This window comes from Azospirillum sp. UENF 211521 (genome assembly GCF_058780535.1).
In genome coordinates, this window is sequence record NZ_JBSNCF010000001.1 from 3082137 (window position 1) to 3098753 (window position 16617).

At 69.5% G+C, this 16617-nt stretch carries 14 protein-coding genes and 1 other RNA gene; all 15 read left to right on the forward strand.

Features of this window, described 5'->3' with window-relative positions; translation table 11 throughout:
- Positions 1 to 102 precede the first annotated feature (102 nt).
- The 15 genes from ACWPN5_RS14495 (at position 103) to ACWPN5_RS14565 (ending at position 16615) form a co-directional block, all read left to right on the forward strand.
- The gene (locus ACWPN5_RS14495) at positions 103 to 1929 is read left to right on the forward strand and encodes an ATP-binding cassette domain-containing protein (RefSeq protein ID WP_492295989.1); all 1827 of its coding nucleotides are present in this window, start codon (positions 103 to 105) and stop codon (positions 1927 to 1929) included.
- Positions 1926 to 2804, forward strand: coding sequence for a DMT family transporter (locus ACWPN5_RS14500; protein ID WP_014241209.1), 879 nt, complete (start codon positions 1926 to 1928; stop codon positions 2802 to 2804). Before ACWPN5_RS14495 ends, ACWPN5_RS14500 begins: the two co-directional genes overlap by 4 nt.
- Positions 2805 to 2826: 22 nt before the next feature.
- The gene (locus tag ACWPN5_RS14505; protein ID WP_492295991.1) at positions 2827 to 3549 is read left to right on the forward strand and encodes an N-acetylmuramoyl-L-alanine amidase; all 723 of its coding nucleotides are present in this window, start codon (positions 2827 to 2829) and stop codon (positions 3547 to 3549) included.
- 75 nt (positions 3550 to 3624) lie between these two features.
- Positions 3625 to 4042: RNase P RNA component class A (rnpB, locus tag ACWPN5_RS14510), an RNA gene on the forward strand.
- 553 nt (positions 4043 to 4595) lie between these two features.
- Positions 4596 to 5093 (forward strand): division/cell wall cluster transcriptional repressor MraZ, encoded by a 498-nt coding sequence (locus ACWPN5_RS14515; RefSeq protein WP_014241212.1) that lies wholly within the window; start codon positions 4596 to 4598, stop codon positions 5091 to 5093.
- Positions 5090 to 6094 (forward strand): 16S rRNA (cytosine(1402)-N(4))-methyltransferase RsmH, encoded by a 1005-nt coding sequence (gene rsmH, locus ACWPN5_RS14520; RefSeq protein WP_492295993.1) that lies wholly within the window; start codon positions 5090 to 5092, stop codon positions 6092 to 6094. The genes ACWPN5_RS14515 and rsmH overlap by 4 nt, the downstream gene beginning before the upstream one ends.
- Positions 6091 to 6819: a cell division protein FtsL gene (gene ftsL, locus ACWPN5_RS14525; protein ID WP_145681516.1), complete on the forward strand. Its 729-nt coding sequence runs from the start codon at positions 6091 to 6093 to the stop codon at positions 6817 to 6819. The genes rsmH and ftsL overlap by 4 nt, the downstream gene beginning before the upstream one ends.
- Positions 6816 to 8621 (forward strand): peptidoglycan D,D-transpeptidase FtsI family protein, encoded by a 1806-nt coding sequence (locus tag ACWPN5_RS14530; protein WP_492295996.1) that lies wholly within the window; start codon positions 6816 to 6818, stop codon positions 8619 to 8621. Before ftsL ends, ACWPN5_RS14530 begins: the two co-directional genes overlap by 4 nt.
- Positions 8584 to 10053, forward strand: a complete 1470-nt coding sequence (locus ACWPN5_RS14535; RefSeq protein ID WP_247888942.1) for a UDP-N-acetylmuramoyl-L-alanyl-D-glutamate--2,6-diaminopimelate ligase — start codon at positions 8584 to 8586, stop codon at positions 10051 to 10053. Before ACWPN5_RS14530 ends, ACWPN5_RS14535 begins: the two co-directional genes overlap by 38 nt.
- Positions 10050 to 11546, forward strand: a complete 1497-nt coding sequence (locus ACWPN5_RS14540; protein ID WP_145681514.1) for a UDP-N-acetylmuramoylalanyl-D-glutamyl-2,6-diaminopimelate--D-alanyl-D-alanine ligase — start codon at positions 10050 to 10052, stop codon at positions 11544 to 11546. The genes ACWPN5_RS14535 and ACWPN5_RS14540 overlap by 4 nt, the downstream gene beginning before the upstream one ends.
- 10 nt (positions 11547 to 11556) lie before the next feature.
- On the forward strand, positions 11557 to 12642 hold the full coding sequence (mraY, locus tag ACWPN5_RS14545) for a phospho-N-acetylmuramoyl-pentapeptide-transferase (protein WP_014241218.1): 1086 nt from the start codon (positions 11557 to 11559) through the stop codon (positions 12640 to 12642).
- 13 nt (positions 12643 to 12655) lie between these two features.
- Positions 12656 to 14074, forward strand: a complete 1419-nt coding sequence (gene murD, locus ACWPN5_RS14550; RefSeq protein ID WP_492295999.1) for a UDP-N-acetylmuramoyl-L-alanine--D-glutamate ligase — start codon at positions 12656 to 12658, stop codon at positions 14072 to 14074.
- Entirely contained in the window at positions 14074 to 15195 is a 1122-nt protein-coding gene (gene ftsW, locus ACWPN5_RS14555) for a putative lipid II flippase FtsW (protein ID WP_186464788.1), read from the forward strand. Before murD ends, ftsW begins: the two co-directional genes overlap by 1 nt.
- A 5-nt stretch (positions 15196 to 15200) precedes the next feature.
- Complete coding sequence (gene murG / locus ACWPN5_RS14560; protein ID WP_492296001.1) at positions 15201 to 16358, forward strand: undecaprenyldiphospho-muramoylpentapeptide beta-N-acetylglucosaminyltransferase; 1158 nt, start codon at positions 15201 to 15203, stop codon at positions 16356 to 16358.
- A complete protein-coding gene (locus ACWPN5_RS14565; protein ID WP_145681511.1) occupies positions 16355 to 16615 on the forward strand; it encodes a hypothetical protein in 261 nt (86 codons plus the stop codon). Before murG ends, ACWPN5_RS14565 begins: the two co-directional genes overlap by 4 nt.
- Positions 16616 to 16617: the final 2 nt, after the last annotated feature.

The window sequence follows — 16617 nt, forward strand, 5'->3', positions numbered from 1 at the left end:
TCCGTCCCTCCCCGTGCATCCCCGCCCCGGCGCAATCGGGTGTCGCGGGCCTGCGGACCGCACGCTATATAAGCACACCTCCGCACACCGTATCGTTGGGTCATGGCTCCTCCCGCTCCGATCACCGCGCTCCAGGGCGTGTCCGTCACCTTCGGTGGCCGTCCGCTGTTCGAAACCATCGACCTGTCCATCGGGCGGGGCGACAAGGCCTGTCTGGTCGGGCGGAACGGGTCCGGCAAATCGACGCTGATGAAGGTGCTGGCCGGCATGATCCAGCCGGACGGTGGCACCGTCTTCACCCAGCCGGGCGCCCGCATCGCCTATCTGCCGCAGGAGCCGGACTTCACCGGCTGCGCCACCGTCCACGACTACGTCGCCGCCGGCCTGCCCGCCGACGAGCGGGACGAGACGCACCGGGTGGACGCCGTGCTGGACCGGCTGCAGGTGCCCGGACATCTCGACCCCAACACGCTGTCGGGCGGCGAGGCGAGGCGCACGGCGCTGGCCCGCACACTGGTCGGCGCCCCCGACGTCATGCTGCTCGACGAGCCGACCAACCACCTCGACCTCCCCACCATCGAGTGGCTGGAGGAGGAGTTGCTGGCCTACCGCGGCGGTCTGCTGCTGATCTCGCACGACCGCAGCTTCCTGAACCGGCTGGCCAAGCGGACGCTGTGGCTGGACCGCGGCACGGTGCGCGCCACCGACCGCGGCTTCGCCGAGTTCGAGACCTGGCAGGCCGAGGTCTTCGAATCGGAAGAGATCGCCGCCCAGAAGCTCGACCGCAAGATCGAGGGCGAAATGAAGTGGCTGCGCGAGGGCATCTCGGCCCGGCGCACCCGCAACATGGGCCGCGTGCGCGCCCTGCTCCAGCTCCGCACCGACCGCGCCGAGCGCATCAAGGGCGGCCAGCAGGCCAAGCTCGCCGTCGCCGAGGCCGAGCGCGGCGGGCGCCTCGTTATCGAGGCGGAGCGCATCTCCAAGGGCTTCGACACGGCGGACGGCCGCAAGACCATCGTCAACGATTTCTCCACCCGCATCCTGCGCGGCGATCGGGTCGGGCTGATTGGGCCGAACGGCGCCGGCAAGACCACGCTGCTGAAGATGCTGACCGGCCAGATGGAGCCCGACGAAGGCACGGTCCGGCTGGGCACCAACATGGAAACCGCCTATTTCGACCAGCGGCGCGACGGGCTGGACCCCGAGGACACCATCCGCAAGGTGCTCTGCCCCTTCGGCGGCGACAGCGTGATGGTCAACGGCCAGCCGCGCCACGTCGCCGGCTACATGCGCGACTTCCTGTTCGACACGCGCCAGCTCGACAGCCCGGTCAAGGCGCTGTCCGGCGGCGAGCGCAACCGGCTGCTGCTCGCCCGGCTGTTCGCGCGGCCCAGCAACATGATGATCCTCGACGAGCCGACCAACGACCTCGACATGGACACGCTGGACCTGCTGGAGGACGTGCTCGGCGACTATCAGGGCACGCTGCTGCTGGTCAGCCACGACCGCGACTTCCTCGACCGGCTGGTCACCAGCACCATCGCGGTGGAGGGGGACGGCGTGATCGCCGAGTATCCCGGCGGCTATTCCGACTATCTGGTGCAGCGCCCGCCGCCCAAGGAGAAGGCCGCCGCCCCGGCCAAGGCGAAGCCCGCCGCCGCCCCGGCGTCCGCCAAGCCGAAGGGCAAGCTCAGCTACAAGGACCAGCGGGAGCTGGACGACCTGCCCGCCCGCATGGACAAGCTGACCGCCGAGGTGGCGAAGCTCGAAGCGGCGCTGGCCGATCCCGACCTGTTCGCCCGCGACGCCGCCAAATTCCAGAAGACGTCCGATCAGTTGCAGGCGAAACAAAACGAGCTGGCTGCCGCCGAGGAGCGCTGGCTGGAGTTGGAGGCCCTGCGCGAGGAGTTGGAAGGCGGCCGCGGATGAGTCTGCGCGACTCGCTGCTGGCGCTCCTGGTCATGGCGATCTGGGGCCTGAACTTCGTTGTCGCCAAATGGGGGCTGGCCGAGTTCCCGCCCCTCTTCATCATGGCCCTGCGCTTCATTGCAGTGGCAGCTCTGATCCTGCCCTTCAAGCGGATTCCCTGGAGCGCGGTGCGGCCCATCGCGATCCTGTCGGTGACGCTGGGGACCGTGCATTTCCCGCTGATGTTCACCGGGCTGAACGGCATCGACGCGGCCACCGCCTCGCTGGCGGCGCAGGCGCAGGTGCCCTTCTCCTCCCTGCTGGCCGCGTTGATCTTCAAGGACAAGCTGGGCTGGCGCCGGGCCATCGGCATGGCCGCGGCCTTCGCCGGCGTCGCGGTGATCGCCGGCGAGCCGCGGCTGTCCGGGTCGCTGGTGCCGCTGTTCATGATCCTCGGCGCCAGCTTCGCCTTCGCCGTCGCCAGCATCCAGATGAAGATGATCGTCGGGGTGGACGGCTTCGCGCTGAACGGCTGGATGGCGCTGTTCGCCGCCCCGCAGCTCCTGCTGCTCTCCTTCCTGTTCGAGGAGGGCCAGATGGCCGCGCTCACCGACGCGACCCTGTGGGGCTGGGGCTCCGTCGCCTACATGGCGGTGGGCGTGACCATGGGCGCCTATGGGATGTGGTACCCGCTGCTGCGCAAATACTCGGTCAACCAGACCATGCCCTTCCTGCTGACCGTGCCGGTCTTCGGCGTGCTGGCCGGCGTTCTGCTGATGGACGATCCCTTCACGCTCCGTCTGGTCCTGGGCGGGCTGTTGACCGTGGGCGGCATGGCCGTCATCGTGAAGCGGCGCCCGACGGCGCTGGCGGAGAAGGTGACGAATCCGACCTGAGGAAGCCCGACCTGAGGACACCATGATGCGCACGGGCACCGGATGCATCGACCGCCCCTCTCCCAACCACGGGCCGCGGCCCGAGGGCGTGGGGGTGGAACTGCTGATTCTCCATTACACGGGGATGCCGACCGCCGAGTTGGCGCTGAGCCGGCTGTGCGACCCCGCCGCCCAGGTCAGCGCCCACTACACGGTGGACGAGGACGGCGCCGTCCACGCCCATGTGCCGGAGGACCGGCGCGCCTGGCACGCCGGCCTGTCCTCCTGGCGGGGACGGACCGACGTCAACAGCCGCTCCATCGGAATCGAGATCGTCAATCCAGGGCACGAGTTCGGCTACCGCCCCTTCCCCGCCGTCCAGATGGCCGCCGTGGCCGATCTCTGCCTCGACATCATGGGGCGTCATGGCATCGCGCCGGCCGATGTGCTGGGCCACAGCGACATCGCCCCCGCGCGCAAGGAGGACCCCGGCGAGCTGTTCGACTGGCCGGGGCTGGCGGCGCGCGGAATCGGGCTGTGGCCCCAGCCCATCGCGGCGGACGACTCGCCGATCGACTTGGCGGTCGACTTGGCGGAATCCGCGGAGGATGTGGCGGCGCTTCTGGGACGCTATGGGTATGACACCGCCGAATCGCGGGTTCTGCTGTCCTTCCAGCGCCATTTCCACCCCGAGCGCCTGACCGGGGAGCCCGACCCGGAGACGCTGCGCCGGCTGCGCGCGCTGCTGCGGATGACCGGGCGCTGAGAATCCGGATCGCTCCCGAACACCGTTGCGAATCGAAGTTGCGAATCGAATGGCGACCCTATACACAGTGCCGCGCCAGATGGCCGGATGGCCGCCTTCGACCTTTTGGATCGGGGGAGGAAAGTCCGGGCTCCACGGAAACACGGTGCCGGCTAACGGCCGGCGGGGGCGACCCTAGGGAAAGTGCCACAGAGAGCAAACCGCCACCGGCCTCGTGCCGGCGGTAAGGGTGAAAGGGTGCGGTAAGAGCGCACCGCGCGCCTGGCAACAGGGGCGGCATGGTAAACCCCACCGGGAGCAAGACCGAATAGGGGCGGCACGGCCCGCCATCTCCGCTGATCCTTGATCGGTTGGGATGGTCTGGGGCCAAGCGCGTTTCCGCGCCGCCGCCCGGGTTGGTTGCGTGAGGCGCCGGGCAACCGGCGTCCCAGATGAATGGCCATCCATCAGGGTAACCTGAGGACAAAACCCGGCTTACAGGCCATCTGGCGTTTATCCCCACCACCACCGGACACCGGACCACCCCTTTCCCGCAGCGCGGGCCTGGGATGGCGCCCCCTTGTCCACAGATGTCCCCAGCTTCATCCACAGGCGGTGGATAACTGTGGGGCAAATTCCCATGCCGTCCCATGCCCAACCACGGCAGGTTACCCCAGCAGGCTATACCATTCGTAGGATGCGATTCGCCTTTATGGAAAGCCACATGTTGGGAACCATTCGCGGGACTCACGGAACATCCTGCGAACTCTGTGGCGCAATCCCGCGTAATCGCTCATCCCGGCCCTGATATATTGCCGATTCTCGCCGATTCGCCTCACCTATTTGCACGCCGGCAACACATCGGGCCAAAAGTCTTGACAGCACCATATGAATACTGGAGGGGGCGTTGACGCCCAAACTGTCCCATGCTATCCCATGAAAGCCCAGTTTGGAGGGGGAACTACCCAACCAAGGTAGCCAAACCGGGCGCGTTCAGCGGCAAGAGCGGATAGGGCTTCGCGACGGCGAAGACCGGCAACGGGATAAGGGGGGCGTTCGTCAGGCCGATGGCCATTTTCCTGTCCACATACGTCAACAAAGTTGACAGGAAAGGCCGCTGCTCCATCCCGGCGCAGTTCCGGCAGTCGCTTGCCAAGACGTCGGCTCCCGGCACCGTTTACCTCTGGCCTTCGCTGAATCATCAGGCGCTGGAAGGCGCCGATCAGGATTATCTCGACGTGCTGTCCGAAAGCCTGGAATCCCCCGATCTGGATTCGGACGAGCGCGACATGATCGAGACCTTCATCTTCGGCAAGCTGATCCCCGTCTCGCTGGACACCGAAGGCCGAATTGTCCTGCCCAAGGAACTCGCCGAATTCGCCGGAATCGACGAGGAAGCCGCCTTCATCGGCCGCCGCAAGACCTTCCAGATCTGGGAGCCCGGCGCCCTGAAGGCCCATGAACAGACGCTGCGCGACCAGGTCGTGCGCAAGGACATTTCGCTGAGCCAGATCGTCGCCAAGGCGTCCCGCGCCGCCGCCGGCCGGGCAGGGGAGGGCGCATGACCGTGAAGCCTCCTGCCCCCGTCTCCTCCGCTCCGGATTCGCCGCACATCTCCGTCCTGCTGAACGAGGTCGTGGACGCGCTCTCCCCGCGCGACGGCGGCGTCTATGTGGACGGCACCTTCGGCGCCGGCGGCTATGCCCGCGCGATTCTCGACCGCGCCGACTGCCGGGTCTGGGGAATCGACCGCGATCCCGAAGCCATCGAGCGCGGCCGCCAGCTCGCCCTCGCCTACCCGGGCCGGCTGGCGATCGTCGAAGGCCGATTCGGCGACATGGACCGGCTGCTCGCCGAGCACGGCGTCGAATCGGTGGACGGCGTGGCGCTGGACATCGGCGTCTCCTCCCCGCAGATCGACGAGCCGGAGCGCGGCTTCTCCTTCCGATTCGACGGCCCGCTCGACATGCGGATGGGACGCGATGGGCCGACCGCCGCCGACGTGGTGAACACCGCCACCCAGGACGAGCTGGCCGACATCGTCTTCCATTACGGCGAGGAGCGCATGGCCCGCCGCGTGGCCCGCGCCATCGTCGCCGCGCGTCTGGACACCCCGTTCGCGCGCACCAAGCAGCTGGCCGACGTGGTACGGTCGGTGGTGCCGAAGGGGAAGGGCGACGCCATCGACCCGGCGACCCGCACCTTCCAGGCGCTGCGCATCCATGTGAACGACGAGCTGGGCGAGCTGCGCCGCGGCCTCGCCGCCGCCGAATCGCTGCTGAAGCCCGGCGGCCGTCTCGCCGTCGTCTCCTTCCATTCGCTGGAGGACCGGGAAGTGAAGACGTTCCTGAAGGAACGCTCCTCGCCCCCGCCCTCCCCGTCCCGACACGCGCCGAGCCTTGCGGCGGACGCGCGCTCCCCATCCTTCCGGCTTCTGTCGCGCAAGCCCATCGTGCCGACGGACCAGGAAGCCCACAGCAACCCACGCGCGCGCTCTGCCCGGCTGCGCGCGGCTGAACGCACGGCGGCGCCGGCCTATCCGGCGCCCGGCAAGGAGGCGGCATGAAATACAAATCCGCACTTTTCTGGGGTGGGCTGATCGCCGCCGCCGGCTTCGTCCTGTTCGAGACCAGCTACGAGGTTCAGGAGCTGGAAGAAAAGCTGGGCTCGCTCAACCGCAAGATCATGGTGGAGCAGGAGGCCATCCAGGTCCTCAAGGCCGAGTGGAGCTTCCTCAACGACCCGACCCGTCTCGAGAATTTGTCGCGCGAGCATCTGGCGTTGCAGCCGACCGAGGCGCGCCAGTTCGTGGCGATGAACATCGTCCCGATGCGCCCCTCGCCGACCGTCGCGCCGGAGGAGGCCCCGCTGCCGCCGATGGTCCGCAACCAGACGCCGGGCAAGGCGCCGAACGTGGCGACCGCCTCCACCGGGGACAGCGTCGTGGGCGGCGGCGCCATCGTACAGGGTGGCGTTCAGGGCGGCGTGATCATTCCGGCCTCGGCCTCGCCGATCAAGCCGGCCCCGATCAAGCCCTCGGCCATCGTGCCCGCCTCGGCCAAGGCGCCGCCCCTGCCCTCCGCCGCCAAGTCGGCCCCGGCGCGCATGGTGACGACCGGGCCGACGGAGGTCGCCACCAAGCCGCCGGTCACCGCGCGGACGCTGGCGCCGCCGCCCGCGGCCCGTCCGCAGCCGCAGCAGGCCGGCTTCCAGGCCGCCCCGCCGCCGGCCGCCCCGGCCCAGCATGACAGCATCGGTCTTCTCGTCGCCCGTCTCGGAGCCAACCGATGAGCGTTCCGCCGCCCGGCATCGATCCCGCGCACGGCGCCTACAGCGTTCCGCCCCCGGCCTCCAAGCCGCGGACGTCGCTGTCGGTCGCGCTGGAGCAGAGCCGGAACCGGTTGATGGTGACCGCGGCCATGGTCGCCGTGGTCTTTTCCGCCATCGGCGTGAAGCTGGTGGACGCGACGCTGTTCAACCACGCGGCGGAACCGCGCCCGCGCATGGCCGCGGAGGTCGACGCCCCGCCGGTCAACCGCGCCGACATTGTGGACCGCAACGGCAACCTGCTGGCGACCTCGCTCGCCACGCAGTCGCTCTACGCCGACCCGAAGCTGATCAGCCGCCCGGACGAGGTGGCGCGCAAGCTGACCACCGCGCTGCCCGAGCTGGACTACAAGGACCTGCTGGCCAAGCTCAGCGGCGACAAGCGGTTCGTCTGGATCAAGCGCAACCTGACGCCCAAGCAGCAGGCGGCGGTGTTCCGGCTCGGCCTGCCCGGCGTCTATTTCGAACGGGAGGAGCGCCGCTTCTACCCGGCCTCCAACCTGACCTCGCATCTGGTCGGCTTCACCGGCGTGGACAACAACGGCCTCGCCGGGCTGGAGCAGCAGTTCAACAAGCGGCTGACCACCGACCCGAAGCCGCTGCAGCTGTCGATCGATCTGCGCCTTCAGCATATTATGAAGAAGGAATTGCAGGCGACGATCGAAGAGTTCAGCGCCATCGGCGCCGCCGGCATCATTTACGATGTCCGCAACGGCGAAGTCATGTCGATGGTTTCGCTGCCCGACTTCGATCCGCACAACCCGACAGGACTTGACGCGGACACGCTGTTCAACCGCGCGACGCTCGGCGTGTACGAAATGGGCTCCACCTTCAAGATCTTCAACACCGCGATGTCGCTGGATTCGGGCAAGATTCGCGTGTCCGACACCTTCGACACCATCAACAACATCAAGGTCGGCCGCTTCACGATCCGCGAATTCCACGCGTTCAAACACAACCTGACCGTGGCGGAGGTGTTCCAGGAATTGTCGAACCTCGGGTCGGTGCGCATGGCGCTGACGCTCGGCGTGCAACACCAGAAGTCCTTCCTGACCAAGCTGGGCATGACCCGCCCGACTTCGCTGGAACTGCCGGAGAACGGCTGGCCGCTGGTGCCGAATCCGTGGCGGGAGGTCAACACCATGACCATCTCCTTCGGCCACGGCATGTCGGTCAGCCCGATGCACACGGTCAACGCCGCGGCCTCGATCATCAACGGCGGCGTGCTGCACCCGCCGACCCTGCTGAAGCGCGACCCCACGGTCGAGGTGCCCGGCGAGCAGGTCATCAGCCCGAAGACCTCGGCGATGATGCGTCGCCTCTTCCGCTTCGTGGTCACCGACGGCACGGCGAAGTCGGCCAACGCCAAGGGCTACGTCGTCGGCGGCAAGACCGGCACGGCGGACAAGCAGAAGGGCCGGAGCTACGCCCGGAACTCCCGCATGTCGTCGTTCCTCGGCGCCTTCCCGATGCACGACCCCCGCTACATCGTCTATGTCCTGATCGACGAGCCGAAGGGCACCAAGAAGACCTACGGCTTCGCCACCGGCGGCTGGGTCGCCGCCCCCGCGGTCGGTCGGATCGTGAAGCAGATCGGACCGCTGCTGGGCGTCCAGCCGGTGGATGAGGCGTCGCCCGACGTCATCAACGCCACCTACATCAACACCGCCGGTCAGACCACCCCGCCCGCACCGCCGCCTCCGCCCGCGCAACCGAAAGGCAGCACCGTTGCTTCTGTCCCACCTGCTGGCAACAAGCCGCGCTGACACGGCGTCCGCCACCGAGGCACCCGCCGTCGAAGTGACCGGGCTGACCGCGGACAGCCGCGCGGTCAGGCCCGGTTTCGTCTTTGCCGCCCTGCCGGGCGCGAAGGCGGACGGGCGCGCCTTCATCGCCGACGCGCTCGCCAAGGGCGCCGTCGCGGTGGTGGCGCCCGTCGGGACCGCCCTGCCCGCCGGCAGCGCCGCCGCTCTGGTCGCCGACGAGCAGCCGCGCCGCCTCTTCGCGCGCCTCGCCGCCGCCTTCCACGGGCGGCAGCCGGACACCGTGGTCGCCGTGACGGGGACCAACGGCAAGACCTCCACCGTGCAGTTCGCCCGCCAGATGTGGGAGCTGATGGGCCTGAAGGCGGCCAGCCTGGGCACGCTCGGGCTGATCGGGCCGGGGCTGGACGATTACGGCGGGATGACCACGCCGGACCCGGTGTCGCTCCACCGCGACCTCGCCGCCGTCAAGGACAAGGGGATCGAGCATCTGGCCATGGAGGCGTCCAGCCACGGGCTGGAGCAGTTCCGTCTCGACGGCGTGGCCCTCAAGGCCGCGGGCTTCACCAACCTGACCCGCGACCATCTGGACTACCACGGCACGATGGAGGCCTACCTCCAGGCCAAGGCGATGCTGTTCGGACGGGTGTTGCCCGATGGGGGAACCGCCGTCCTGAACGCCGACAGCGGCACTTTTGCCGAGCTTGCCGGGATTTGTTCACAGCGCGGTCACCGCGTCTTCGGATACGGTCTGGCCGGTCGCGAGATCCGGGTGAACGGGGTCGAGCCGCTGGCCAACGGCCAGCGCCTGAACCTGACGGTCCTGGGCCGCGGCATCACCGTGGACCTGCCGCTGGCGGGCCGCTTCCAGGCGTGGAACGTGCTGTGCGCGCTCGGCCTGGTGATCGGCTCCGGCGCGGACCGTGACGAGGCTCTGGCCACCCTGACCCGCCTTGAAGGCGTGCCGGGACGCCTGCAGCACGTCGCCACCCACCCCTGCGGGGCGGCGGTCTATGTCGATTTCGCCCACACGCCCGACGCGCTGGAAACGGTGCTGCTGGCGCTGAAGCAGCACGCCCGGAACCGCCTGATCGCGGTCTTCGGGTGCGGCGGCGACCGCGACCGCGGGAAGCGGCCGGTGATGGGGGAGTTGGCCGGCCGTCTGGCCGACCGCGCCATCGTCACCGACGACAACCCGCGCACCGAGGTGCCGGCGGCCATCCGCAAGGAGGTCCTGGCGGGCCATCCGGCCCTGGAGGAGATCGGCGACCGGCGCGAGGCCATCCGCGCCGCCGTCCGCAGCCTTCGGCCCGGTGACGTCCTGGTCATCGCCGGCAAGGGACATGAGCATGGTCAGATCGTCGGAACGGAGGTCCTTCCCTTCGACGACGCGACCGAGGCACGAGCCGCCGTGGCAGAGGTTGGAGCAGCATGAGCGAGGCCAAGACCGTCCTGTGGACCGCCGAGGACGCCGCCGCCGCCACCAGCGGTCAGGCGACGCGCTCCTGGGAGGCGACCGGGGTCAGCATCGACAGCCGCAAGGTGGCTCCGGGCGACCTGTTCGTCGCCATCAAGGGGCCGAACTTCGACGGGCATGACTTCGTCGCCAAGGCGCTGGAGGCCGGCGCCGCCGCGGCGCTGGTCAGCACCGTGCCGCCCGGCGTGCCGGGCGACGCCTCCCTTCTGGCGGTGGAGCAGGACACGCTGGCCGCGCTGGGCGATCTCGGCCACGTCGCGCGGCTGCGCACCCAGGCCAGGGTGGTGGGCGTCACCGGCTCGGTCGGCAAGACCAGCACCAAGGAGGCGCTGCGCCACGTCCTGTCGGCGCAGGGCCGCACCTTCGCCACCGAAGGCAGCCTGAACAACCATTGGGGCGTCCCCCTGTCGCTGGCCCGCATGCCGGAGGACAGCGAGTTCGGCGTGTTCGAGCTGGGCATGAACCACGCCGGCGAGCTTGGCCCGCTGTCGCGGCAGGTGATGCCCGACGTCGCGGTCATCACGACGGTCGAGGCGGCCCACCTGGAGTTCTTCGAGTCCGTCGAGGCGATCGCCGACGCCAAGGCCGAGATCTTCGAGGGGATGAACCCCAACGGGGTCGCCGTCCTCAACCGCGACAACCCGCATTTCGCCCGCCTGCTCGCCGCCGCGCGCACCCAGGGGCTGAGCCGGATCTGGAGCTTCGGCTCCCACGCCGACGCCGACGCGCGTCTGGTGGAATGCTCGCTGCACGCCACTTGCAGCGCCGTGACCGCGATCATCCGGGGCGAGCGCATCCAGTACTGCCTGGCCCTGCCCGGCCGGCATTGGGTGATGAACAGCCTCGCCGTGCTGCTGGCGGTGAAGGCGCTGGGCGCCGACGTCGCCGCGGCGGCCCGCGCCCTGTCGACCATCGCGCCGGTCAAGGGCCGCGGCACGCGCAAGCGCGTCCAGGCCGCGCGGGGCGCCTTCACCCTGATCGACGAGAGCTACAACGCCAGCCCCGCCGCCATGACCGCAACCTTCGCGGTGCTCGGTAAGATCGACCCCGGCGCCGGCGGCCGGCGCCTCGCCGTGCTGGGCGACATGCGGGAGTTGGGCGACCGCGCCGACGCCCTGCACGCCGCGCTGGCCGAGCCGCTGCGCGCCGCCCATGTGGACGCGGTCTACGCCTGCGGCCCGCACATGCGCGCCCTGTTCGACCGTCTGCCCGCCGCCATGCGCGGCGCCTGGACGGAGACCAGCGCCGAATTGGCCCCCCTCCTGGCCGGTGCGGTGCGCGGCGGCGACGTGGTGCTGATCAAGGGGTCCCTTGGCAGCCGCATGGCGACGGTGGTGGATGCCCTGTCCGCCCTGGACACCAAAGACAGCAAGCAAACCGAAAAGAACAACAACGGCTCCTCGCCCGCGGCTGACACGGATCAGACCGCGGCGCAGGGCCACAAAGGCTGACCGCTCCACGATGCTCTACAACCTGCTCTTTCCCCTGGCGGACGTCTTCACGCCGTTCAACCTGTTCCGGTATCTGACCTTCCGGACGGGAGGCGCGGTGCTGACGGCGCTCGTCATCAGCTTCGTGTTCTTTCCGCGCCTGATCGCGTGGCTGAAGCGCAAGCAGGGCGAGGGCCAGCCGATCCGCTCCGACGGGCCGGAAAGCCATATGAAGAAGAAGGGCACGCCCACCATGGGCGGCCTGATGATCCTGATCGCCGTGTCGATCAGCACGCTGCTGTGGGTCGACCTGACCAACGCCTACACCTGGATCGTGCTGCTGGTGACGATCGGCTACGGGCTGATCGGCTTCGGCGACGACTACCTGAAGCTGACCAAGCGCAACACCAAGGGCCTGTCGGGCCGCTTCCGCCTGACCTGGGAGATCATCATCGGGGTCTCCGCCGCCGCCGCCATCATGTATGTGTCGGCGCCGCCGCTGTCCGGCGGTCTGGCGGTGCCTTTCGTGAAGGATTTCCTGATCCAGCTCTCCTGGTTCTTCATCCCCGTCGGCGCCTTCGTCATGGTCGGCGCCTCGAACGCGGTGAACCTGACCGACGGGCTGGATGGGCTGGCCATCGTGCCGACGATGATCGCGGCGGGCTGCTTCGGCCTGATCGCCTACCTCACCGGCAACGCGATCTTCGCCAACTATCTCCAGATCCACCATGTGCCCGGTGCTGGTGAGCTTGCCGTTTTCTGCGGGGCTCTGGTCGGTGCGGGGATCGGATTCCTCTGGTACAACGCGCCCCCCGCCATGGTCTTCATGGGCGACACCGGCTCGCTGGCCCTCGGCGGCGCGCTGGGAGCCGTCAGCGTGGTCACCAAGCACGAGATCGTGCTGGCGATCATCGGCGGCCTGTTCGTGCTGGAGACCGTGTCGGTGATCGTCCAGGTCGCCTCGTTCAAGCTGACCGGAAAGCGCGTGTTCCGCATGGCGCCCCTGCACCATCACTTCGAGAAGAAGGGATGGGCGGAGTCCACCGTGGTCATCCGCTTCTGGATCATCGCCTCCATCCTGGCCCTGGTCGGCCTGTCCACGCTGAAGCTCCGGTAAGGGTCGCCGCCCGATGATCAACCTGTTCTATATGGAAGGACTGCCGGTGGCGGTCATGGGGCTGGGCAAGTCGGGCCTCGCCACGGCGGAGGCGCTCGTCCAGAGCGGCGCCGACGTGTGGGTGTGGGACGACAACGAAGCCAGCCGCGCGGTCGCTCTCGACCCCAAAAATTCCGGCAAGGGCTACAAGGTCGTCGACCTGACCACCGCGGACCTGACCGAGCTGACCACCATCGTCTGGTCGCCGGGCATCCCGCACACCCACCCGAAGCCGCATCCGGTCGCCCTGCGCGCCCGTGCCGCGAACATCGAGCTGGTCTGCGACATCGAGCTGCTGGCCCGGTCGGAGCGCGATTCGGCCTACATCGGCATCACCGGCACCAACGGGAAGTCCACCACCACGACCCTGATCGGCCATGTGATGGAGGCCGCCGGGCGGCGCATCGCGGTGGGCGGCAACCTGGGCACCCCGGCGCTGACCTTCCCCTCCGTCGGGGCCGGCGGCAGCTATGTGCTGGAGATGTCGAGCTACCAGCTTGAGCTGACCTACTCGATCACCTTCGACGTGGCGGTGCTGCTCAACATCACGCCGGACCATCTGGCCCGGCACGGCGGCATGGACGGCTACGTCGCGGCCAAGAAACTGATCTTCCACCGCCAGACCAAGCCGCGCACCGCGGTGATCGGCGTGGACGACCCGACCTGCCGGGCGATCTGGGAGGAGCTGACGGCCAAGGGCGACCAGGTGATCTGGCCGGTCTCCGCCCTGGGTCCGGTGGCCGGCGGCGTCTACGCCGCGGACGGCTGGCTGGTCGACGACACCTTCGGCGCCGCGGAGCGCGTGGCCGAGCTGGCCGCCTTCCCGGCGCTGCTCGGCACGCACAACTGGCAGAACGCCGCCGCGGCCTATGCCGCCTGCAAGGCGGCGGGCGTGCCGACTCCGGCCATCGTCGCCGCCATGACCACCTTCCCCGGCCTCGCCCACCGCCAGCAGCTGGTGCGGACCATCGACGGCGTGCGCTTCGTCAACGACAGCAAGGCGACCAACGCCGACGCGACGGAAAAGGCGCTGGCGACCTTCGACCCGATCTACTGGATCCTCGGCGGTCAGGCGAAGGAGACCGGGCTGGACGGGCTGGAGGCCTACGCGCCGCGCGTCCGCCACGCCTTCCTGATCGGCGAGGCGTCGGACCGCTTCGCGGTGTGGCTGGAGGCCAACAAAGTCCCGCACACCCGCTGCGGCACGCTGGACGTGGCGGTCAACGCCGCGGCGGAGCTGGCGCTGGCCGAGGCGCTGCCCGGCGCCTGCGTGCTGCTGTCGCCGGCCTGCGCCTCCTGGGACCAGTTCGCGAATTTCGAGAAGCGCGGCGAGGCCTTCGCCGACGCCGTGAACCGCCTCGAAGGCAACGCCGTTCCGGGGGACCGCGCCTGATGATGACCTTCGACCGCACCGACCAATCCATCTTCGGCCGCTGGTGGTGGACGGTCGACCGCTGGCAGCTCGCCGCGCTGGCGGTGCTGATGGCGCTCGGCACGGTCCTGATCACCGCGGCCAGCCCGCCGGTGGCGGAGCGCATCGGCATCCAGGACACCTTCTACTTCGTCGAACGCCACCTGATGATGCTGATCCCCAGCGTCGCCATCATGTGCGGCGTCTCGCTGCTCAGCCCGCGCGGCGTACGGCGGGCGGCGCTGGTGGTCTTCCTGATCGCGGTGGCGATGGTCTACGCGACGCTGGTCGTCGGCGTGGAGATCAAGGGCGCGCGGCGCTGGATCCATATCCCCGGCCTGTCGATCCAGCCGTCGGAGTTCGTGAAGCCGGCCTTCGCGGTGGTCGGGGCGTGGCTGTTCTCGCTGTCGCGCACCAACCCCGGCTTTCCCGGCACGATCCTGTCGATCCTGCTCTACGGCCTCACCGTCGGCGGCCTGCTGCTCCAGCCCGACCTGGGCATGACGGTGGTGGTGTCGGCGGTGTGGTTCTCGCAGTTCTTCCTGGCCGGTCTGAACATCATGCTGGTCGGCGGCCTGGGCGTGCTGGGCGTCGCCGGTCTCGTCGGCGCCTACTTCACGCTGCCGCACGTCCACAGCCGCATCAACCGCTTCCTCGACCCGTCGAGCGGCGACACCTATCAGGTCAGCCGTTCGCTGGAGGCCTTCGCCAACGGTGGGCTGATGGGCACCGGCCCCGGCCAGGGAACGGTGAAGTATTCGCTGCCGGACAGCCACGCCGACTTCATCTTCGCCGTCGCCGGCGAGGAGATGGGGCTGATCTTCTGCCTGATCATCATCATCCTGTTTGCCTTCATCGTGCTGCGCGGCTTCGCGCGGGTGTTCAACGACACCAACTACTTCGTGCTGCTGGCGGCGAGCGGCCTGCTGATCCAGTTCGGCCTCCAGGCGGCGATCAACATGGGCTCCGCCCTGCATCTGATGCCGACCAAGGGCATGACGCTGCCCTTCATCTCCTACGGCGGCTCCTCGCTGCTGGCGCTGGGCTTCGGCATGGGCATGGTGCTGGCGCTGACCCGCAAGCGCTTCGGCCCGGCGGAGTGACGACGATGGCCGACACCACCCAACGCCCCATCATCCTCGCCGCCGGCGGCACCGGCGGGCACTTCTTCCCGGCGGAAGCGCTGGCGCGCGAGCTGCTGGCCCGCGGCGAGGCGGTGGCGCTGGTCACCGACAAGCGCGGCCAGGCCTTCGGCGACAGCCTGCCGGAGGTGACGGTCCACCGCATCCGCTCCGCCGCCCCCGGCGGCAACCTGCTGGCCAAGATGAACGCGGCGTGGCAGATGGGCCTCGGCCTGCTCGGCGCCAACGCGCTGATGCGCCACCTGAAGCCGGCGGCGGTCGTCGGCTTCGGCGGCTACCCCTCCGTCCCCACGGTCTACGCCGCCGCGCAAGCGCGCGTGCCGGTGATGCTGCATGAGCAGAACGCCGTGCTGGGCCGCGCCAACCGGATGCTCGCCGCCGCGGCGCGCCGCATCGCCGTCGCCTTCCCCGAGGTCGCCGCGGTGAAGGAGGAGCACCGTCCGCGCCTCGTCCGCACCGGCAACCCGGTCCGCCCCGCCATCGCTGCCCAGCGCGACGCCGCCTACGCCGTCCCCGCCCCCGCCTCCGCCTCCGCCCCTGGGGGCCCCGTCCGCATCCTGGTGATGGGCGGCAGCCAGGGGGCGCGCGTCTTCTCCGAAGTCATCCCCGAGGCGCTGGGCCGGCTGCCCGCCGAACTGCGCGCCCGCATCCATCTGGCGCAGCAGTGCCGGCCCGAGGACCTGGAGGCCGCCCGCGCCGCTTACGCCGGCATGGGCCTCGGTGGGCTGGAGCTGGAGAGCTTCTTCCGCGACGTGCCGGACCGGCTGGCCGCCTGCCATCTCGCCGTCACGCGGGCCGGCGCCTCGACCATCGCCGAACTGACCTGCGTCGGGCGCCCCGCCATTCTTGTGCCATATCCCCATGCCATGGACGACCACCAGACGGCCAACGCGCGGCAGCTCGCCGCCGCCGGGGCCGCCTGGGTGATGGCGCAGCCGGACTTCACCGCCGACGCGCTCGCCGCCCGCCTGAAGGACCTGCTGGAATCGCCGGACGCGCTGACCGCCGCGGCTCAGGCCGCCCACGGCTGGGGCATGGCCGACGCCGCGCGCCGGCTGGCCGACGCCGTGCTCGACATGATCGCCAACCCGAACCACGCCCGAACCAAGGAAGCCGCGGAATGATCAAGGCAACGCGCAGCACCATCGCACGCCCCCGCTCGTCCCGGCCGTCCCGGTCCCTGGGCGACTGGCCGGCGGACATGACGCGGACCGAAGGCGCCTGGAGCAACCGGCCGGAATGCCCGCTGCTGCCGCGCGCCGGCGCCGGTTTCCTGCGCGACCGCCTGCACGTCACGATCGGTTCCCAGCCCCTTCCCTACGGCCTGTCCGACATGGCCGTGGACGCCACCCTCAGCCTGATGCTCCGCCGCGGAAAGTAATC